18 protein-coding genes are annotated in these 17,941 nt (G+C 68.5%); 5 read left to right on the top strand and 13 right to left on the bottom strand.

Annotated features, from left to right (window positions below; all coding sequences use genetic code 11):
- Positions 1-7 precede the first annotated feature (7 nt).
- Genes A7V84_RS08290 through A7V84_RS08265 form a run of 6 tightly spaced genes read right to left on the bottom strand, consistent with a single transcriptional unit; the run spans position 8 to position 6,240 of the window.
- On the bottom strand, positions 8-2,170 hold the full coding sequence (locus A7V84_RS08290; protein ID WP_063491921.1) for a TonB-dependent receptor: 2,163 nt from the start codon (positions 2,168-2,170) through the stop codon (positions 8-10).
- A gap of 38 nt (positions 2,171-2,208) precedes the next feature.
- Positions 2,209-2,841, bottom strand: a complete 633-nt coding sequence (locus A7V84_RS08285) for a hypothetical protein (RefSeq protein WP_025518423.1) — start codon at positions 2,839-2,841, stop codon at positions 2,209-2,211.
- Complete coding sequence (locus A7V84_RS08280) at positions 2,838-3,416, bottom strand: hypothetical protein (RefSeq protein ID WP_063491922.1); 579 nt, start codon at positions 3,414-3,416, stop codon at positions 2,838-2,840. The genes A7V84_RS08285 and A7V84_RS08280 overlap by 4 nt, the downstream gene beginning before the upstream one ends.
- Positions 3,413-4,156: an ABC transporter ATP-binding protein gene (locus tag A7V84_RS08275; RefSeq protein ID WP_063491923.1), complete on the bottom strand. Its 744-nt coding sequence runs from the start codon at positions 4,154-4,156 to the stop codon at positions 3,413-3,415. Before A7V84_RS08275 ends, A7V84_RS08280 begins: the two co-directional genes overlap by 4 nt.
- Positions 4,149-5,201: a FecCD family ABC transporter permease gene (locus tag A7V84_RS08270; protein ID WP_063491924.1), complete on the bottom strand. Its 1,053-nt coding sequence runs from the start codon at positions 5,199-5,201 to the stop codon at positions 4,149-4,151. The genes A7V84_RS08275 and A7V84_RS08270 overlap by 8 nt, the downstream gene beginning before the upstream one ends.
- Positions 5,185-6,240 carry an ABC transporter substrate-binding protein gene (locus A7V84_RS08265; protein ID WP_063491925.1) on the bottom strand — a complete coding sequence of 352 codons (1,056 nt, stop codon included), beginning with the start codon at positions 6,238-6,240 and terminating at the stop codon, positions 5,185-5,187. Before A7V84_RS08265 ends, A7V84_RS08270 begins: the two co-directional genes overlap by 17 nt.
- Positions 6,241-6,340: 100 nt before the next feature.
- Here A7V84_RS08265 and A7V84_RS08260 point away from each other — a divergent pair, with 100 nt between their 5' ends.
- Complete coding sequence (locus A7V84_RS08260; RefSeq protein ID WP_025518418.1) at positions 6,341-7,039, top strand: Crp/Fnr family transcriptional regulator; 699 nt, start codon at positions 6,341-6,343, stop codon at positions 7,037-7,039.
- A gap of 21 nt (positions 7,040-7,060) precedes the next feature.
- Here the strand turns inward: A7V84_RS08260 and A7V84_RS08255 are convergent, their stop codons facing one another.
- The 6 genes from A7V84_RS08255 to A7V84_RS08230 form a co-directional block, all read right to left on the bottom strand.
- Positions 7,061-8,257: an acetate/propionate family kinase gene (locus A7V84_RS08255; RefSeq protein WP_025518417.1), complete on the bottom strand. Its 1,197-nt coding sequence runs from the start codon at positions 8,255-8,257 to the stop codon at positions 7,061-7,063.
- A gap of 8 nt (positions 8,258-8,265) precedes the next feature.
- On the bottom strand, positions 8,266-9,201 hold the full coding sequence (locus A7V84_RS08250) for a phosphate acetyltransferase (protein WP_025518415.1): 936 nt from the start codon (positions 9,199-9,201) through the stop codon (positions 8,266-8,268).
- A gap of 13 nt (positions 9,202-9,214) precedes the next feature.
- On the bottom strand, positions 9,215-11,851 hold the full coding sequence (locus tag A7V84_RS08245) for a DUF3141 domain-containing protein (protein WP_052125630.1): 2,637 nt from the start codon (positions 11,849-11,851) through the stop codon (positions 9,215-9,217).
- Between the two features lie 259 nt (positions 11,852-12,110).
- The gene (gene yfcF / locus A7V84_RS08240; RefSeq protein WP_025518413.1) at positions 12,111-12,752 is read right to left on the bottom strand and encodes a glutathione transferase; all 642 of its coding nucleotides are present in this window, start codon (positions 12,750-12,752) and stop codon (positions 12,111-12,113) included.
- A 166-nt stretch (positions 12,753-12,918) separates the two neighbouring features.
- On the bottom strand, positions 12,919-13,248 hold the full coding sequence (locus tag A7V84_RS08235; RefSeq protein ID WP_025518412.1) for a DHCW motif cupin fold protein: 330 nt from the start codon (positions 13,246-13,248) through the stop codon (positions 12,919-12,921).
- Between the two features lie 61 nt (positions 13,249-13,309).
- Positions 13,310-13,795, bottom strand: a complete 486-nt coding sequence (locus tag A7V84_RS08230; RefSeq protein ID WP_025518411.1) for a GNAT family N-acetyltransferase — start codon at positions 13,793-13,795, stop codon at positions 13,310-13,312.
- A 166-nt stretch (positions 13,796-13,961) separates the two neighbouring features.
- Here A7V84_RS08230 and A7V84_RS08225 point away from each other — a divergent pair, with 166 nt between their 5' ends.
- The 4 genes from A7V84_RS08225 to A7V84_RS08210 are packed head-to-tail and all read left to right on the top strand — an operon-like array spanning position 13,962 to position 16,310.
- The gene (locus A7V84_RS08225; RefSeq protein WP_025518409.1) at positions 13,962-14,900 is read left to right on the top strand and encodes a DnaJ C-terminal domain-containing protein; all 939 of its coding nucleotides are present in this window, start codon (positions 13,962-13,964) and stop codon (positions 14,898-14,900) included.
- Between the two features lie 2 nt (positions 14,901-14,902).
- Positions 14,903-15,217 carry a chaperone modulator CbpM gene (locus A7V84_RS08220; RefSeq protein ID WP_025518408.1) on the top strand — a complete coding sequence of 105 codons (315 nt, stop codon included), beginning with the start codon at positions 14,903-14,905 and terminating at the stop codon, positions 15,215-15,217.
- A gap of 56 nt (positions 15,218-15,273) precedes the next feature.
- Positions 15,274-15,972, top strand: a complete 699-nt coding sequence (locus A7V84_RS08215) for an AzlC family ABC transporter permease (protein ID WP_033534119.1) — start codon at positions 15,274-15,276, stop codon at positions 15,970-15,972.
- Entirely contained in the window at positions 15,969-16,310 is a 342-nt protein-coding gene (locus A7V84_RS08210; protein WP_033534120.1) for an AzlD domain-containing protein, read from the top strand. The genes A7V84_RS08215 and A7V84_RS08210 overlap by 4 nt, the downstream gene beginning before the upstream one ends.
- Positions 16,311-16,358: 48 nt before the next feature.
- On the opposite strand, the gene A7V84_RS08205 is transcribed toward A7V84_RS08210, so the two are convergent.
- A complete protein-coding gene (locus A7V84_RS08205) occupies positions 16,359-17,837 on the bottom strand; it encodes an inorganic phosphate transporter (RefSeq protein ID WP_025518404.1) in 1,479 nt (492 codons plus the stop codon).
- Positions 17,838-17,941 lie beyond the last annotated feature (104 nt).

The following is a 17,941-nucleotide window of genomic DNA, read 5'->3' as shown; positions in this document are numbered from 1 at the left end:
CAGGGGATCAGAAGCGCGTGCGCAGCGTCAGCATGAGGCTGCGGCCCGGCTCCAGCAGGGGGTTGAGGTCCGTCATCGGGTAATTGATGTTGGACGCGGTGGCTGCCGTGCGATACGACCGGTCAAAGAGGTTGGTCACGCCCAGCGTGAGCTGGGTGTCGCCCAGCCGGGGCAGGCCCAGGCGATCGAGCTGCAACTGCGCGTAGACGTTGACCGTGCCATAGCCCGGCGAGGGGTACTCGGTGCGCTTGTCGTATCGGCTCTGGCCCTTGGCCCACTGCAGTTCGGCGCTCAAGGCATAGGCTTCGTTGGGGCCCACGTATTGCAGGCCCATCAGGCCGTTCAGGGGGGCAATGGCCTGCAGCGGCTGGTCGGTGTTGCGGTTGGTGGCATGCAGGTAGCTGGCGTTGCCGTAGAAATTGACCGACCGGGTCAGCTGCCAGCGCCAATCCATTTCCAGCCCCTGGATGCGTGCGCGCCCGACGTTGCGGCGTTGCGTGGCGGGCAGGCCTTCGTAGCGGGTCACGCTGGATTCCAGGAAGTCGCGGAAGTCGCTGCGAAAGGCCGTCATGCCGACGGTGGCCTGCTCGAAATGCAGCCGGCTGCCCAGTTCCACGCTGCGCCCGCGTTCCGGCTTCAGGCCCGGGTTGGGGATGGTGTAGCTGGTGCCGGTGTAGCCGGAGCTGAACATCTCCGAGGTCCACGGCATGCGAAAGGAGGTCGAGACGCCGCCCAGCAGTTCGACGACCTCGGTGGCGCGATACGACAGCCCCAGGCTGCCGGTCACGGCGTTCTGGGTGCTGTTCCGGGCCGCCTTGAAGGCCGGCAGCAGGTCGGGCGAGGGCAGGGGCGAGAGATTCACGTCAGAGCGGAACCAGTCATAGCGGCCGCCGGCGCTGACGGTCCAGCGATCGGCGGGTTTCCAGGTGGTGGCCAGGAAGGCGCCGATATTGGTCTGGTACTGCGTGGGGTTGTTCTGCGCATAACGCCCGGGGGCGAAGTCCAGGCTGCCGTCCGGCCGCAGCGTGGTGACGTTGCTGCGGGCCTGCGAGCCGGGTCGGCGCTCATGGGTGAAGTCCAGGCCGAGGGTGGTGTCGGTGTCGGCCCAGGGGATGGAGGCGGCCACGCGGCCGCCGTAGACCAGCGGCCCGATCACGTGGTTGCGTGTTTCGATCACGCGTGCCGGATTGCTGGCGTTGCGTGCCGAGATGTAGGTGTCGAACTCGTTGACGTAGAGGCTGGCATCGACTTCGCGCACTGTGCCGTCGAATTCGCCGCGATAGGCCAGGCGGGCCTGCTTGACGCGGTTGGGGTCACGGCGGCTGATGCTTTGCGGGTAGGGCGGCACGGTGCCGGCTGCGCCATCCTTGACATAGGCCACGCGCGCGCTGGCCTCGATGCGCTGGCGCGCATCGGGCATGTAGCCCAGCACGATGCCGCCGGCGTCGCCGCGGAAATCGCTGTTGGGCACTTTGCCGCTGCCGCTGTCATAGTCGCTGGAGCGCCGCGTGGTGGCGTAGACGCGCAGGTCAAAACCGTCGCCGGCGGCATCCAGCGCCAGATTGCTCTGCACCCCATGCCCGTTGCTGCGATAGGTGATGGAGGCTTCGCCGCCATTGATGCCGAAAGGCTGCTCCAGGTTGCCATGCGCGCGACGGGTCTTGAAGTTGATCAGGCCGCCCAGCGCGTCGCTGCCAAAGCGCGCCGAGTCCGGACCGCGCACGATCTCGACCTGCTCGAGCTCGGTCGGGCTGATCAGCATGAACTGCAGCGTGTTGCGGCCGCGGAAGCGATCGCCGTCGATGAACATCGGCACGCGCATGGCGTTGCTGTCCAGCCCGCGCAGGAATACCGTGCCGGCGATGCCGCCGGCGCGCCTGACGGTCACGCCGGGCGCGCGGCCCAGCAGGTCCAGGGTGCTGGCGCTGTTCAGGCGTTCGATGTCCTGCTGGCCCACCACGCTGACGGACTGTTCGGGGGTGTGGGCGATGCTGGCGGGCGGGGGCGTGGGGCCCAGCGGCCGCAGGCCCCTGGCTTGGGGGTCGGCGCCGGTCACGGAGATGGCGGGCAGCTGCGCGACGCCGTCGGCCAGCGCGGCGGGCGAGGCGAGGGCGAGCAGCAGGGCGTGCGCCAGGGGGGCGCGGGTAAAAAATCGGCGAGAGAAAGACATTCCGGGATCAAACCTAGATGAAGAGGCCGGCGCGTGTGTCAGGAGCGCGCCAGGCGGGGAGTGCTGTCCTTGAGCCAGGGCAGGAATCCATGCAGGAAACGGCTTGCCGCCGGCATGAAGTAACTGCCGTGGTGATACATCGGGTCCAGCGAGGTGACGACCAGCCGGCCCGGCGTGCTGGCACAGTCTTCGTAGAGCACCGAGCCTGCGCCGGCCTTGTCGATCAGCGAGCGGGCGCCGGGCGGCACGGCGAAGGTGCCGTGCTGGTGCCAGGTCGCGTCGGCCAGCGTGAGACGTGAGAAGAGCGCGTGGTCGGGCGCGGCCAGTCGCAGGCCGCCATCGGCGCCAGGCGTCTTCCACCACCAGAAATTGACCTCGCAGGGCGTCCAGGACACGCCCTCGAGCCAGCGGTGCGAGGCGGTCTCGCCCATGGCCACCAGCGTTTTTCCTGAGGCCAGAAAGCGTGCCAGACGTTCGCGCTGCGCCATCAACAGGTCCGGGTTGCTGCGGCAGGACACGATCAGGGCATCGCAGTCGGCCAGCGCGGCATCGTCGAGCTCCGGCAGATAAAGGGCGCGGTCCAGGTAGGGCGCCAGCGACGGGGTGTGCAGGGTGCGATGGTGGTAGTAGGTGCCAGCGTCGAGCATGGCGATCACGGGAGAGGCTGTCATGCAGACTCTCCTTGCAGCCAATGCAGCAGCTGCGGCACGATGCGGGCGGCGCTGTCCTGGCCGCCGGCATACATCCATAGATCGTTGCCCGAGTGCATCAGGAGGCGTCCGCCGCCGGGCAGGGTCAGCAGCCAGTCCACCGGCAGGCGCTGCGGGCCGATGGTGTTGAGCACCTGCGCCTGGGGCGGGGGCGGGTTGCTGCCGCGTGCGTAGAAACCGGCTACGCCGCGCCGGAAAGTCAGGTCCTCGGCCAGGACGCCGTCGAAGACCGGGTGCTCGGCGGCGCGATGGATGCGCAGGCCGTCCAGGCCGGCGGACGCCGCCGGCTCGAAGGGACTGAGCCAGGGCAGCAGGGGATAGGCGACATGGCCGTTGAAAACCAGCGTGCCGCCCTCGAACAGGAAGGCCTGCAGGGTGTCGCGCCGCGCCAGCAGGTCGCGTTGGTCGGCGTGGGCCGGCACCAGGACGGCGCGTACGCCGTCGAGCGCCAGCGGCGCGCCATGCGGCAGCAGGCGGACCTGCCCGCGCAGAGCGGCGGGACCGTCGCCGCTCCAGTGATTCAGATAGGCAATCATGGCTTGGCCTGGGGAACGGAAAAAATCGGGATCACGCCCTGCGTGCCGCCTGTGCTGGCCAGCCGCAGCGGCAGGCCGTAGAGCGCGCTCAGGCGCGCTTCGGTGCACATCTGCGCGGTCGCGCCGGCCTCGCAGGGGCCGGGCATCATCAGCAGGGTCTGGTCTGCAATGTGCAGGGCGTGCTGGGGCTGGTGGGTGGAGAACACCACCGTCATGCCGTGTTCGCGCGACAGGCGGTGCAGCAGCGTCAGCACGATGTCCTGGTTGCGCAAGTCCAGCGCGGCGGCCGGCTCATCGAGCACCAGCAATGGGCTTTCGCTGGCCAGGGCGCGCGCGATGGCGGCCAGTTGCTGCTGCCCGCCGCTGAGCGCACGCAGCGGTCGGCGGGCCAGCCCGGCCAGGCCGACCTGCGCCAGGCTGGCATGGGCGATCTCGAAGTCGGCCTTGCCGGGCGAGGCGTACCAGGGCAGGTGGCGGGCGCGGCCCAGGGTCACGAGGGTCAGCACGTCATAGTCGAACAGCATGTCCTGCTGCTGCGGCACATAGGCGGCCGGCCCATCCAGGCGCACCGTGCCGGCGGCCGGCGTGCGCAGGCCCAGCATGGTCTTGAGCAGACTGGTCTTGCCGCGCCCATTGGGACCCAGCACGGCGAGAATCGCGCCGGCCGGCAGGTGCAGGGTCAGGCCGCTGAGCAGCCGGCGAGCGCCGGCCTGAACCGCCAGGTTCGTGATATCAAGCATGGTGCACTCCCTTGCCCTGGGTGCGGCGCAGCAGCCAGGCGAACAGCGGCGCGCCGATCAGCGCGGTGATCACGCCCAGTGGGATTTCTGCGCTGGTGAGGCTGCGCGCAGCCGTATCGACCCAGATCATGTAGGTGCCGCCCAGCAAGGCGCTGGCCGGCAGCAGGTGGCGATGGTCCGGGCCGACCAGCATGCGGGCGATGTGCGGGACCACCAGACCGACCCACCCGACCGTGCCCGAGACCGCCACGCTGGCCGACACCACCAGAGCGGCGCAACCCAGCAGCGCCCAGCGCAGGGGCTCGACGGCAATGCCCAGCGCGCTGGCCTGTTCGTCGCCCAGCGACAGCACATTGATGCGAAAACGCAGCGCATGCAGGATCGCCACCCCGGCCAGAATGGGCAGCAGGGCAGCCAGCAGTTTGGTATAGGTGGCGGTGGCGAAGCTGCCCATGAGCCAGAACACGATGGCCGGCAGGCTGTCATTGGGGTCGGCGAAATAGGTCACCAGCGAGATCAGCGCCGAGAAAAAGGCGCTGGTGACCACGCCGGCCAGCACCAGCATCAGCAGGCTGCTGCGCGCGCCGACCCGTGCCAGCGCATAGACGATGGCCACGGCCAGCAGGCCACCCGCGAAGGCCATGCCCAGCGTGGCCCACAGCGAGGAGAAAAGCAGGATGGCGCTGCTGCCGCCCAGCGCGGCGCCGGAGGAAATTCCGAGGATCTGCGGGCCTACCAGCGGATTGCGAAAAGCGCCCTGCAGGGCCGCGCCGCACAGCGACAGGCTGGCGCCGGTCAGCACGGCCAGCAAGAGGCGGGGCAGTCGCACCTGGGTCAGGACCCGGAACTCGGTGGCGTTCACCGCCGGCAAGCCATCCGTCAGGGGGGTGGGCAGCAACAGGCTGGCCAGCCCGCTGGCGGCCTGGGCCAGCGACAGCGGATAGCGGCCAATGCACAGCGCCGCCAGCAGCGACAAGGGCAGGGCCAGGCCCAGCAGCCACCACAGCCTGGCGCCGGGGCGGCGTGTCTCAGCGCAGACGCTCATAGCCAGCGGCCTCCTGGTTGAGCGGCAGATGCAGGACGCGGTCGATCTGGGCGGCATCGACGGTCAGGCCATAAAGCTGCTGATAGGCCTGGCGGATATGCTCCCGCAAGGGCCAGCCGGGCAGCGCCGGGTGCAGTTGCATCGCCAGCCACTCCCAGTAGAGCGGGGATTCCTGGCTGGGCGGGTCCCAGGGATAGCCGCCGGCCGGCACTTTGTAGACGCGGCGCAGGCGTACGGCGGGCAGGTCGGCCAGCAGCGGATCGGCATAGATGGCCTCAGGAGTGAGGCCGTCGTCGAAGTTGCCCAGCAGGATGACGTCGGGCGCCCAGGTGAGAATCTGCTCCACGCCAATGGCCTGGGCGCTGCCGATGCGCGCGGCGACATTGCGCCCGCCCGCCAGCCGGATGTCTTCGTCGGTGCTGCTGCCCGCACCGGCGGAGCGGTACTGCGGCTGCTGGCGCGACAGATAGAGCACGCCGGGACGCGATCCGGGGGGGATCGAGGCGACTTCGGCGGCGACCCGCTCGCGTACGGCGGCGCGCCATTGCAGCTGGGCCTTGGCGCGCGTTTGCTGATCCTGCGCCTGGCCCATCAGGGCGATCCATTGGCGGCTCTGCTTGTCGTCGCCATAGCGCAGCGCGGCCACGGGCAGGCCGGCCTGGCGCAAGGGAGCGATCAACTCATCGCCCATATGGCCCCATTGCCAGATGAGATCGGGTTGCAGCAGCAGAAGACTCTCGACGTTGGGGGCGAAGCCCGAGCGCGTCACGTCGCTGCGCACCTGGCGCAGCGACGGAAAATGGCGCATCAAAAGACCGTCTTGCATCAGGGCCTGGGCGTTCGGATGCATGCCGGCCAGACGCGTCGCATCGGGCTCGATGGAGAGGAACAGCGCCGCCGCCGGCATGGGGAGCGTCACCACGCGCTGCGGGGGCTGGATCAGCGGCACGGAGGCGCCGAGCATATCGATGATCGGAGCGGCGCAGGCGGGCAGGGCGCAGCCGGCCAGCACGGCGCTGCGCAGAAGATGGAGAATCATGGGAGGGGAAACGGACGGAAGCGGTAAGGCCGGGTAGATGCTAGTATTGCAAACAAGAATGACTCTTATTCATTCTAGCGTTGTGTCCAGTGGATCCCAAATGACTATTGTCAATTCGCCCGACCCGAGGGTTGCCGAGGCTTTGCGCGGCCATGCCTGGTTCAAAGACGTTTGCCCGCCGGCCCTGACGCGGCTGGCGGCGGCAAGCCGCTGGCTGCGATTCTCCGTGGGCGACACTCTTGTCAGCGAAGGCCAGCCGGCCACCGCCTGCCTGCTGGTCTGCGAGGGCTTGCTGCAGGGGCTGCGTTATACCGCCGAGGGCGATGAGAAGGTGTTTGGTCAGGTCGGCCCGGGCAATTGGCTCTCGGTGCTGACGCTGTTCGAGCCGCAGCCGCGCCACCTGCATTCGGCGTTGGCCAAGGAGGCCGGAGCCGGCTGCCTGATCGATGGCACGGCCTTGCGGCAGTTGTGCCTGGCGGACGCCGCCCTGGCCTGCCGCATCCTGACGCATGGCGCCAGCCTGATCCATCATCACACCGATCAGATCGACTGGCTGACCTCAAGCGGCGCCGAGCAGCGCCTGGCCGAGTACATCCTGCGCGCCGGCCGGCCGCTGGCGGCCCAGCCGGTGCATTTGCCGCTCAATCATGCCCAGATCGCCGTGAAGCTGGGCATGCGGGCCGAAACCCTGAGCCGCATCTTTGCCAAATGGCGCCGCGAGGGCTATATCGCGCAGGGGCGCGGCGATCTGTGCGTGCTGCGCCTGGAGGCGCTGCGACGCCTGGCGGCGGGCCGCTGAGCGTGCCGCGGTGCTCCCGGCTCAGGCCGGACGCACCAGGTCCAGCGTGTGCTGCGCGATGACCAGTTCTTCGTTGGTGCGCACCACGTAGACGCCGATCTTGCTGTCGTCGGCGCTGATGCGCGGGCCGTTGTGCCGGTTGCGCTCGGGGTCGATGCGAATGCCCAGCCACTCCCAGTAGCTGGCGATCCGTGCCCGGATGTCGGGCGAGTTCTCGCCGATGCCGGCGGTGAAGACGATGGCGTCGATGCCGTTCATGGCGCAGCCCAGGCCGATCATGCCTTCGGCCACGCGCCAGGCGAAATAGTCCAGCGCCATGACGGCGGCCGGGTCGTCGCTGGCCTGCAGCTCGCGCATGTCGTTGCCGATGCCCGACAGGCCTTTCAGACCGCACTCGTGATAGAGGAAATGCTGGATTTCGTCGTGGCTCATGCCGCGTTCCATCAGCCACAGCACGATGCCCGGATCCAGCCGGCCGGGGCGCGTGCCCATGGGCAGGCCTTCGAGCGCGGTGAAGCCCATGGTGCTGTCCACGCTCTTGCCGTTGACCATGGCGCAGGCCGACACCCCGGAGCCCAGGTGGGCTGCGATCACCCTGCCGGGGGCGATGTCGGGCAGCGCGCGGCGCAGTCGCTGGGCCACGTACTCATAGGACAGGCCATGGAAGCCGTAGCGCCGCACGCCTTCCTGGTACAGCTGCTCGGGCAGCGCGTAGCGGTCTGCCAGGGCGCTGTGGCTGCGGTGGAAGGCGGTGTCGAAGCAGGCTACCTGAGGCAGCTCGGGGCGGCGCTCGCGGATGACCTGGATGGGCGCCAGGTTGTTGGCCTGGTGCAGCGGGGCAAGCGAATTGAGCGCGCGCAACTGCTCCAGTACCTGGTCATCGACCAGCACCGGGGCGCTGAAGGCCGTGCCGCCATGCACCACGCGATGGCCGATGGCGATGGGAGAACCGTTGAGGTGGCCGCTGAGCCAGGTGCCGACGACTTCCTGCGCGTCGTTGACGTCGCTGGCATGGCGCGGGGCGATCTGGCGTTCGAGCACCGGCTGGCCGTCGCCATCGCGCACGCGCAGGCGCGGATGCTGGGTGCCGATGCCATCGAGCTGGCCGCCCAGCACGGGCGTGAGCTCGCGCTGCGCGCCGATATCGTACAGATAGAACTTGATGCTGGAGCTGCCGGCGTTGATGACCAGGATGGTGTCGCGGGAACGGGCGGGCATGGCTGACCTTACTGGATGGGGGCCACGCGGGCCAGGTGGTGGGCGTAGATCATGGCCACCGCGCAGGAGGCCAGGCGCGAGCGCGCGCTGTCGGCGCGGCTGGTCAGGATGATGGGCACGCGTGCGCCCAGCACCACGCCGGCGGCGTCGGCGCCGGCCAGGAAGGTCAGGTTCTTGGCCAGCATGTTGCCGGCCTCCAGATCGGGCACCACCAGCACCTGGGCGCGCCCGGCCACCGGCGAGACGATGCCCTTGACCTCGGCGGCCTGCGGACTGATGGCATTGTCCAGCGCCAGCGGGCCGTCCAGGATGCCGCCGGCGATCTGGCCGCGATCGGCCATCTTGCACAGCGCGGCAGCCTCGATGGTGCCGGGGATCGTGGGCATGACCTGCTCGACGGCCGACAGGATGGCCACGCGCGGGGTGCCCAGGCCCAGGCCCAGATGCAGCTCGATCACGTTGCGGATGATGTCGGCCTTGGTGGCCAGGTCGGGGAAGATGTTGATGGCCGCATCGGTGATGAACAGCGGCTCCGGGTAGCTGGGCACGTCCATGATGAAGACGTGGCTGATGCGTCGGCCGGTGCGCAGGCCCGTGTCGCGCGCCACGACCTCGTGCATGAGTTCGTCGGTGTGCAGGCTGCCTTTCATGAGCAGCGCGGCCTGGCCGCAACGCACCCGCTCCACCGCCATGGCGGCGGCCGCGTGGCTGTGGGGCGCATCGACGATTTCAATGCCGTTCAGATCCATGCCGCAGGCCTGGGCGACTTCATGGATCTTGCGCTGCGGTCCCACCAGGATGGGCTGCAGCAGGCCCATGCGGGCCGCTTCCAGGGCCGAGCCCAGCGACGTTTCGTCGCAGGGATGGGCGATGGCGCAGGTGGCTGGCGGCAGTTCCCGCGCGCGGGCGATGAGTCGATCGTAATGGGGATGCGGGGCGGTCATGGCGTCCTTGGCGTCAACGGCCCGTGCTGCGCTTGCGCGCCGGGCGGGGGGTGGTGGCGCGCTTGGCGGGCGCGGCGGCCGTTTGGCTCGCGGCGGGGCTGGCCGGTTTGGCGGCCGTGCTCGGGCGGCGGACCGCAGCCGCCGGCTTGGTTGCCGGCCTGGCTGCAGGTTTCGTCGCGGGTTTGGCGGCGGTCTTGGCGGCCGGTTTGGCGGCAGTCTTGGCCGGGGCTTCGGCGGCGGCCTTGGCGGCGGGCTTGCGGGCGGCCGGTTTGGCGCTTGTGCGCGGAGCAGGCCTGGCCTGGGCGGGCTGCGGCGTCGCAGGGCTCGCGTCCGGCGCCACGGCGCCGCGGCGCGGCAGCGGGCTGGCCTGGCGCGCTTGCGGCAGGGCGAGGCCGGCCGCTTCGAGCGCGGCACGCCCGACATCGGTGGCGCTGAAGGCGTCCATCAGGGGTAACTGGCGGATATCCGGCGGATGGTCGCCCTCGCGACGGCGCGCACGGCGCTCTGCAGTCTCGAAGAGACGCTCCATTTCCTGCAGCGTTTCCTCGGCTTCGGGCGTGAGGGGCTGGGTCGCCAGCACGATGTGGCGCATGGTCTCCAGCGTCAGGCGGATGCCGTCTGCCGGCACCTGTTCCAACAGCTTGGGGATGGCGCGCACGGCGGCCGCCCCGTCCATCAGCATCAGCAGGGCCTGGTCGCGCACGGCGTCCTTGAAATCCTGCAGCGCCACACCCGTTTCGGCATGGGTGCGCAACTGGCGGATCATGGCGTAGCTGCGTTCATCCAGGCCGCCACCGGCGCCGGAGACCGCCAGCAACATGCGGATGCCGGCTTCTCGGGCGCCGCCTTCGGTCAGGCGGGCGCGCAGCGCCTCATGGCTGTTGCGCACGAAAGCCAGGTGCTCGGGCGAGACGCCCGGGTGCTTGCGGGGCGGGCCGCTGCGCGCGCCCTGGCCGGCCCAGTCCTGCACCAGCAGCGAGCCGTAGACGTTCATGAACACCCGTTCGACGGTGGCGTCGCGCAGCTCGGTCCAGATGTCCAGGCCGGCCACGATGGCCTGCGACATCATCTGCTGGGCGATCAGGAAGGGATTGTCGGGCGCCACCGGAGCGCGCTGCTCTCGCACCTGTTCGGCCACCTTGGCCACCGGCGCGATGGCCGGGTTGCGGTCGGAAATGAGTTCGTAGGGCAGCCGTAGCGGATGCAGACGCTGTGACCACTCGGCCGATTGCGGCGTGACGGCGGCCTGGACCCAGGGGCGCACGAAGCTGCGATACAGCCCCAGGTTGATATCCGAGATGCGGGCCACGGCGGCGAATCGCCGGTCGTCTTCCTCGATACGCTGCACGATCTTGCAGATGTCTTCCAGACCGCGCCGGGCGAACGAGAGCACGTAGTCGCCGTGGGCCAGCTGGGCATTGGCGGTGTCCGGCGTCTTGTCGGTGATCTCGGTCTGGTAGATCCCCGGCGGCAGGATATCGATCATGTCGATATTGCTGGTGAACTCCTGGTGCTCCTTGCGCGCCACGCTGCCCGACACGAAGATGCCCAGATGGCCGATGCTCTCGTGCACGGCGTAGACGATGGTCTGGCCGTGCGCGATGACTTCCTTGTCGTCCTGGTACAGGTCGGTGATCCAGCCCAGCGCCTGCGGCGGCGGCGTGATGTTGTCGCCCTTGGAGCAGAACACGATGATCGGCGAGCGGATGTTGCGCAGGTCGATCCGGATGCCGTCGGAGGTCACCAGGCCGGCGGTGGCCAGGCGGTTGCCGACAAAGAGGTTGTCGACGATGTACTGGATCTCGGGGGCGTTCAGAAAGACGTGGCCGCCCCACCATTTCTCGAATTCGAGGTAGCGCGGGGCTTCGGTGTCGACCTTGGAATACAGGTTGTACTGCTTGCCCCACAAGGTGTTGGCCGGGTTCAGGTTCTCGAAGTTCTGCACCAGCCAGGCGCCGTCGAACTTGCCGTCGCCCAGGTCGCTGGTCATCTCGGTGATCCAGCTGCCGCCCAGCATGCCGCCGCTGTAGCGCATGGGGTTCTTGCCGCGCCAGCCGGCCCAGTATGACAGCGGCGCGCCAGCCACGATGATGGGGCCGAACAATTCGGGGCGCATGGCGGCGGTCATCATGATCTGCCAGCCGGCCTGGCAATTGCCCACCACCACCGGCTTGCCTTCGGCATCCGGATGGCGGGCGATGATTTCTTCCAGAAAGCGCGCCTCGGCACGCATCACGTCTTCGACGGTCTGGGTGGGCGTGGGCTGCGGCAGGAAGGAGGCGAAATAGCAGGGATGGCCGGCCCGCACGGCCACGCCGATTTCGCTTTCGGATTTGAAACCGCCGATGCCGGGGCCGTGGCCGGCGCGCGGGTCCACGACCAGGAAGGGACGCTTCTCGGGATCGGCCGGCGTATCGGCCGGCGGCACGATGCGCAGCAGCATGTAGTTGACCGGGCGCTCGAATTCGCGGCCGTCCAGCAGCACCTCGGCTTCCATGGCCAGCACATTGGGCGCGCGCTTGGCCATGTGGTCCAGGTACTGGTTGCCGCGCTGGCGCATCACATCCAGGTACAGCACGCTGCGCTGCCAGGCATCGACGGCGTAGCTGGCGGCCGCGTGGGCCAGCGCCGGGCCGGGCAGGGCCTGCATCACTTCGGGCGACAGGCCCGGCAACGTGGGCAGCGAAAAGGCAGCGGGGAAAGGGGGGGCGGCGGCAGCGCCCTTGGCGGGCGCGCTGGCGGCATGGGGCTTTCTGGGCTTAGCCGAAGTTGCCATGACGGTCTCCTGCTTGACCGGCGGGTAGCCGGCTCCCGGATCGGGAAGGGGATAGGGGTAACCTGTCCATTACACCGCATTCCATGTTGCGCCGCAACAATGCGCCGGGCGGGGCCTGCCCCGGTGGTGGCGCTCAGGCGCGTGCGGCCTGGTTGTGTTCGACCCATTGCTGCACGGACGGTCGCTCCCATTGCCGGCTGGCGTAGTCATGCAGCCAGGCAGGCAGTTCCTGCTGGCCGGGCGACAGGCGCTTGAGCATGAGCGCCAGCTCGGTGTCGGCCAGACACCATTGCCCGAAGAGCTGGGTCTGGCCGGGCTTGAGCACCAGTTGCGCGACATGCAGCAGCTTGGCGGCGTCGACCTGGGCCTGCGGGCCGAGCGGCGCCTGTGACGCCTCGTGGAAAACATGTTCGGTGGAGCGTTCCTTGCGCAGGGCGCCCAGGTCGCTGCGCAGCCAGGCCTGCAATTGGCGCGTGCGTGCCCGCAGGCGCGGCTCGGCGGGATACAGGGCCGCGTATTGCGGCGGCGGGAAGGATTCTTCGAGATACTCGGCGATGGCGCTGGATTCGGTCAGCGGAAAGTCGTCGTGCGTGAGCGCGGGCACCCGACAGGTCAGCGCGCGTTGTTGAAACGGCACCATCATCTGTTCGCGGGCCGCCAGGTCCACCAGGCGGACTTCGAACGGCAGCCCCTTTTCGCTCAGGGCCACATGGACCGACATCGCGTAGGGGCTGAGGAAGTTGGCATCCACGTACAGCGTCAGGGGGGCAGTCAAGGGTGATCTCCGGCGGGGCAGTTCAGCCGCCAGGGCGGCGGCGGGCGGCGCTGCGCGTTTGTGGCCGCCCGCGACTAGCGTAGCGCATGTGCGCGGCGTCAGTCATCCGCTGCGCAGCGCTGGCGCGGCATTTTGGTTCTCGTCTGGTGCCGCGCGCGCGGGGGCCTCAGTCGACGATGAAGAGCTTTGCGCCTACCGGGGTGGAGGAGCGGTGCGCTTCGGCCTGGTCGGCGACCTGGTAGCTGGTGCCGGGGGTGAGCACCATGTGGCGGCCGTCATCGAGTTCGGTGTGCAGCTCGCCTTCCAGGCAGAAGAGGATGTGGCCTTTGCTGCACCAGTGGTCGGCCAGGTAGCCGGGCGTGTATTCGACCATGCGCACGCGGATGTCACCGAAGTGACGCGTGCGCCAGATGGCCTTGCCCGTCTCGCCCGGGTGCTCGGTCGGCTCGACCGTGCTCCAGTCCGTGACGCCAAAGGGGATGTCTTGCATTTTCATTGTGGGATCCTTGCGGGTAGGGGGTGGGCCGTGTTCGGCGGCGGCGGTGTCTCAGGCGCGCTCAGGCTTCGAGCTTCTTCTGCCAGAAATGGGCCTGTCCATGTTCGGCCTGCAGGGCGTAGCCTTCGTAGCCCGCCTTGCGGTAGAGCCTGCGCGCGGCTTCGTTGCCTTCCAGTACTTCCAGGGTGAGTTTGCAGCAGCCCAGGCTGCGCGCCAGTTCGTCCAGCGCGGCCAGCAGGCGAAGGCCCACGCCCTGGCCCCGGCAGCGGGCCGACACCATGAAATCGTGCAGGTTCAGCAGCGGTTTTCCGGCGAAGGTGGAAAACCCCTCGAAGGTGATCGCCAGACCGGCCGGACCGGCCTCGTCGCGCGCGATGAGCACGCGCGCGGTCGGGCGCTTGGCCAGTTCGTCGATCAGCCGGGCGCGCACTGCGGGGTCCAGCGGTGCGCCGCCGCCCATGGGGTCGCGGGCGTACTCGTCCAGCAGGGTCAGGATGGCCTGGCCATCGTCGGGGTTGTGCAGATCGGCTTGGGTGACGGAAATCATGGCATTGCGCGATGGAGTGGGTGATGCCTGGATTATGCCTGCTGCTTGCGACACGCCGCATTTGCGGCAGTGCATTGAAAAATGGCCCTATAACCCCTATCTTGTGTATGGCGCAGTTGCCGCCGCCCGTTTTTCCCTTTTTCTTTCACGCAAAAAGAGCCGGAACATGGAGTTCAAGGACTACTACAAAATTCTCGGCGTGGAAAGTTCCGCCTCTGAAGACGAAATTCGCCGCGCCTATCGCAAACTCGCCCGCAAGTACCACCCTGACGTCAGCAAGGAAGCCGACGCCGAGGCCCGCATGCGCGATGTCAACGAAGCCTACGACGTGCTGCGCGACCAGGAAAAGCGCACCGCCTATGACAACCTGGCCAAGGGCGTCTCGCCGGATGGCGGCTTCCAGCCGCCGCCGGGCTGGGATCAGGGCTTCGAGTTCCACTACGGTCCGGGCGACCAGGAAGACGGCCGCTTCAGTGACTTCTTCTCGTCGCTGTTCGGCGGCCAGCAGCGACGCCGCGCCCACAGCGAGAATTTCCGCGCGCGCGGCGAAGACCAGCACGCCGCCATCGAGGTCGATATCGACGATGCGCTGCATGGCGCCACGCGCGAGATCAGCCTGCGATCGATGCAGCCCGACGAGCATGGGCAGCCGCAGCTGCGTTCGCGCACCCTGAGCGTGAAGATCCCGGCAGGGGTGCGCGAAGGCCAATTCATCCGTCTGGCCGGGCAGGGTCTGCCGGGCTATGGCGGCGGCGAGCCGGGCGATCTTTTCCTGGAAATTCGTTTCAAGCCGCACGGCCGCTATCGCGCCGAAGGCCGCGATCTGTACATGGAGCTGCCCATCGCGCCCTGGGAGGCGGCCCTGGGCGCCACGGTGCAGGTACCCACGCCGGGCGGTACGCTGGAGGTCTCGGTGCCGGCCGGCTCCAAGAACGGCCGCAAGCTGCGCCTGCGCGGACGCGGCATTCCGGGCGAGCCTGCCGGCGATCTGTATCTGGTCCTGGAGCTGGTGCTGCCGCCGGCCGACACCGACGCGGCCCGCCAGGCCTATGAAGCCTTCGCCGAGAAAATGTCGTTCAATCCGCGCCGCAACCTGGGGGTGTGAAGATGAAATCCGTCACCATCACGCAAGCAACCGTAGTCTGCCCCGCCGATCCCCTGACCGCCGAAGAATTGGCGCGCGCCTGCCAGGCCGAGGTCGCCTGGGTGGCGCAGCTGGTCGAAGTGGGCATCGTCGCCGCGCATGGCAGCCATCCGGCGGCCTGGCGCTTTGAAAGCGCCGACCTGCGCCGCGCCATGGATGCGCGCCGCCTGGAGCGCGATCTGGGCGCGGGGCTGGATGCCGCCGCCCTGATTCTGGACCTCAGCCAGGAGATCCGCCGCCTGCGCGGGCAGCTGCACGCGCTCGGCCTGGGCAGCTAGCGCAGGCCCGCCGGGGCTTTCTACAATAGGGGGTTTTGATTTGGCGCAAAACCTCCATGGATCAGGAAGCGGTTCGGCCCTCGACGGGCGCGGCGGCAGGGCTCAAGGCCGGCCTGCCCGTCATGATCGGTTATTTCCCGGTGGCGATGGCCTTCGGCATCGCCGCCGCCGGCGTGGGGCTGGCGCCCTATCAGGTGATCCTGATTTCGGTGCTGGTCTACGCCGGCGCCAGCCAGTTCCTGTTGCTGGCGTCCATCAAGGCGGGCACGCCCTGGATCTGGGTGGTCGCGCTGTGTTCGCTGCTCAACGCCCGTCATCTGCTCTATGGCCCCATTCTCGCGCGGGTGCTGCCGCCGCGCTTGCGCACCCGGCTGGGCCTGGCCTTTCTGCTCACCGATGAAGTCTTCGCTACCGCCTTGCAGCAGATGGGGCAGGTGCCGCAAGGGCGCCGCGCCGGCTGGATGACGGCGCTGGGCCTGGCTGCATGGCTGACCTGGATCGCCGGAACGGCGGTGGGCGTGTATGCCGGCGACGGCCTGGAGCGTCACACGCCGATGCTCTCGCAGGTCATGCGTTTTGCCCTGCCGGCGCTGTTCGTGGCGCTGGTCTGCCAAAGTCTGCGGCGTGAGCTGTTGTTGCCGCTGGCGGCCGGGTTCGGCGTGAGTGCCTTGCTGGCCGCCAATGGCCATGCAACCCTGGGCATCCTGCTCGGGGCGCTGGCCGGCTGCCTGGCCTGGGGAAGGGGGCGGGGATGAGCGACGAACTGGAATTCTGGGTGGCCGTGCTGGCCATGGCGGCAATCACCTATCTGACGCGCGGCCTGCCGTTTCTGCTGTCGCCGCGCAATCGTTTATTGCGCAAGCTGTCCGAAGAGGGCTCGGCCCTGTCGGCGCTCGGCCCGGCGCTGCTGGCGGCCATTGCGGCTGCGGTCATCGTGCCGGACCTGTGGGGCGCGCAGCGGGTGCCCGAGTCGGGGCCCTATCTGGCGGGCCTGGCCGCCACCGCCGTGCTGGCCCGTTGGGCGGGCAACAGCGGCGTGGCGGTGATCGGCGGGCTGGCCGCCTATGGGACGGCGCTCTGGTGGCTGGGCTGAGCGGATCCGAGAGGATCCGGGGCGGGCGCCTGCGGCCCGCCGGCAGGCTCAGGCGCCGGTGAGCGTCACGCCCAGCCAGTACAGCCCGGCGGCCAGCATCATGGACGTGGGCAGGGTGAAGATCCAGGCCAGCAGAATGTTGCGCACGGTGCTGCCATGCAGACCGACACGGTTGGCGACCATGGTGCCCGCCACGCCGGAAGACAGCACGTGGGTGGTCGAGACCGGCAGGCTGAAAACGTTGGCCATGCCGATGGCGCCCATGGCGGTCAGCTGGGCAGACATGCCCTGGGCGTAGGTCATGCCCTGTTTGCCGATCTTCTCGCCCACGGTCAGCACCACGCGGCGCCAGCCGACCATGGTGCCGATGCCCAGAGCCAGCGCCACGGCCACGATCACCCACAGGGGGGCGTATTCCGTCGTGGCGGTGAGGTCGGATCGCAGGCGTTGCAGATCGGTGCGCTCGCGCACGTCCAGGCCCGGATGGGCCTGCACCCGCTTGGCGGTGTCGTCCAGGCAGAGCAGGAAGCGGCGCACGCTGATGCGTTCGGTGGGCGAGAGATCCTTGTAATGATGCACGCCGGCCAGTTCGGCGCGCAGGGCGTCGATGGTCGGCAGCGTCAGTTCGGGGTCGCAGCGGAAGCTGGCCGGCAGGTCCTCGCGGGTGCCGTTGCGCGAGAGCGCGAGGTAGTCGCCCAGCGAGTCGGCATTGCGCTCGTAGAAGGCCGACAGGTGCGAGGCTGCATCGCGGGTGCGGTCGATCTGGTAGGGCGTGGCATTGACGTCCAGCACGAACTTGGCCGGCACGATGCCGATCAGCACCAGCATGATCAGGCCGATGCCTTTCTGGCCGTCATTGGAGCCGTGCACGAAGCTCACGCCCATGGCCGAAAGGACCAGGACCAGGCGGTTCCAGAAGGGCGGGTGTTTCTTGGCGTCCAGGGCACGGCGCTCTTCGGGCGTCTTGTGCATTTTGGAAAGAGGGAAGAAACGCTTGAGCAGCAGCAGCACCCCGGCCGCCACCAAAAAGCCGGCCACCGGCGAGACCAGCAGCGACATGCCGATATCGATGGCCTTGCCCCAGTTCACGCCGTCGCCCATGGGCAGATCGGACATGGCGGCGTTGGCCAGGCCAACGCCCAGGATGGCGCCGATGAGGGTGTGCGAACTGGATGCCGGGATGCCGAAGTACCAGGTGCCCAGGTTCCAGGCGATGGCGGCGGCCAGCATGGCGAACACCATGGCCAGGCCACGGCCGGTATCGACGTTGATGAGCATCTCGACCGGCAACAGGTGCACGATGGCGTAGGCCACGCCCACGCCGCCCAGCAGGACGCCGAGGAAATTGAATATGCCGGAGAGGATCACCGCCAGATGCGGCGGCATGGCCTTGGTGTAGATGACGGTGGCCACCGCGTTGGCCGTGTCATGGAAGCCATTGATGAATTCGAACGCAAGAACGAAAGCCAGAGCAAGAACAAGGCTAAGACCTACCCAGAGGTCCAGGCCGGAGAAAAGATCAAACATTAGGGTGCGAGCCGGTATGGAGTGGCGGAATTATTACAGATTTGCGACCGACTGCCGTGACTAAGGATGAGTTAGGATGTTTTTCGCGCGTTGGCGTCTCCTGT

Origin of the sequence: Bordetella trematum, assembly GCF_900078335.1 — a bacterium.
Lineage (GTDB): Bacteria > Pseudomonadota > Gammaproteobacteria > Burkholderiales > Burkholderiaceae_B > Bordetella > Bordetella trematum.
The sequence above is the reverse complement of the archived record's forward strand: the minus strand, read 5'-3'. Positions and strand labels throughout refer to the sequence as shown.

Bases quoted from the DNA above. Each gene is read 5' to 3' on its own strand.
- A7V84_RS08290 (WP_063491921.1), bottom strand. From the start codon at position 2,170: ATGTCTTTCTCTCGCCGATTTTTTACCCGCGCCCCCCTGGCGCACGCC.
- A7V84_RS08285 (WP_025518423.1), bottom strand. From the start codon at position 2,841: ATGACAGCCTCTCCCGTGATCGCCATGCTCGACGCTGGCACCTACTAC.
- A7V84_RS08280 (WP_063491922.1), bottom strand. From the start codon at position 3,416: ATGATTGCCTATCTGAATCACTGGAGCGGCGACGGTCCCGCCGCTCTG.
- A7V84_RS08275 (WP_063491923.1), bottom strand. From the start codon at position 4,156: ATGCTTGATATCACGAACCTGGCGGTTCAGGCCGGCGCTCGCCGGCTG.
- A7V84_RS08270 (WP_063491924.1), bottom strand. From the start codon at position 5,201: ATGAGCGTCTGCGCTGAGACACGCCGCCCCGGCGCCAGGCTGTGGTGG.
- A7V84_RS08265 (WP_063491925.1), bottom strand. From the start codon at position 6,240: ATGATTCTCCATCTTCTGCGCAGCGCCGTGCTGGCCGGCTGCGCCCTG.
- A7V84_RS08260 (WP_025518418.1), top strand. From the start codon at position 6,341: ATGACTATTGTCAATTCGCCCGACCCGAGGGTTGCCGAGGCTTTGCGC.
- A7V84_RS08255 (WP_025518417.1), bottom strand. From the start codon at position 8,257: ATGCCCGCCCGTTCCCGCGACACCATCCTGGTCATCAACGCCGGCAGC.
- A7V84_RS08250 (WP_025518415.1), bottom strand. From the start codon at position 9,201: ATGACCGCCCCGCATCCCCATTACGATCGACTCATCGCCCGCGCGCGG.
- A7V84_RS08245 (WP_052125630.1), bottom strand. From the start codon at position 11,851: ATGCAGGCCCTGCCCGGCCCGGCGCTGGCCCACGCGGCCGCCAGCTAC.
- A7V84_RS08235 (WP_025518412.1), bottom strand. From the start codon at position 13,248: ATGAAAATGCAAGACATCCCCTTTGGCGTCACGGACTGGAGCACGGTC.
- A7V84_RS08230 (WP_025518411.1), bottom strand. From the start codon at position 13,795: ATGATTTCCGTCACCCAAGCCGATCTGCACAACCCCGACGATGGCCAG.
- A7V84_RS08225 (WP_025518409.1), top strand. From the start codon at position 13,962: ATGGAGTTCAAGGACTACTACAAAATTCTCGGCGTGGAAAGTTCCGCC.
- A7V84_RS08220 (WP_025518408.1), top strand. From the start codon at position 14,903: ATGAAATCCGTCACCATCACGCAAGCAACCGTAGTCTGCCCCGCCGAT.
- A7V84_RS08215 (WP_033534119.1), top strand. From the start codon at position 15,274: ATGGATCAGGAAGCGGTTCGGCCCTCGACGGGCGCGGCGGCAGGGCTC.
- A7V84_RS08210 (WP_033534120.1), top strand. From the start codon at position 15,969: ATGAGCGACGAACTGGAATTCTGGGTGGCCGTGCTGGCCATGGCGGCA.
- A7V84_RS08205 (WP_025518404.1), bottom strand. From the start codon at position 17,837: ATGTTTGATCTTTTCTCCGGCCTGGACCTCTGGGTAGGTCTTAGCCTT.